This window comes from Variovorax sp. LG9.2, from assembly GCF_035018885.1.
In the GTDB taxonomy this organism is placed as follows: domain Bacteria; phylum Pseudomonadota; class Gammaproteobacteria; order Burkholderiales; family Burkholderiaceae_C; genus Variovorax.
Window position 1 is genome coordinate 1 of record NZ_JASJXB010000129.1, and the last position, 283, is coordinate 283.

The following is a 283-nucleotide window of genomic DNA, read 5'->3' on the forward strand; positions in this document are numbered from 1 at the left end:
CAACTCGCCAGTCAAGCCACCACGGTGGCGGCCTGACTTAAACCAATCAGCCTCCACGAATCCCGGGGCGATTCAGTGCACGCCAGCCTGATTCGTCACCTCCCAGCGCACTTCTGGCATCGCTGAGCAAAGCCGCTTCTCCAACTCGACATCGTTCTCCGGCTCAGCGTCCGCGTCGAAGTAGACGAGGTCCATGTCTTCCACAACCGTACGGCGCTCAAAGCCGTGCAGAGCATCCCAAACCAATGAGCGGACAGCGCCTGCGCCGATGCACCACGACTGC

General features: G+C 61.1%; 1 protein-coding gene. It reads right to left on the reverse strand.

All coding sequences use genetic code 11. From position 1 onward, the window contains the following. Window positions 1-72 precede the first annotated feature (72 nt). A partial coding sequence (locus tag QN413_RS27220) for a nucleotidyltransferase family protein (RefSeq protein ID WP_323499661.1) occupies window positions 73-283 on the reverse strand: 211 nt, incomplete at its 5' end.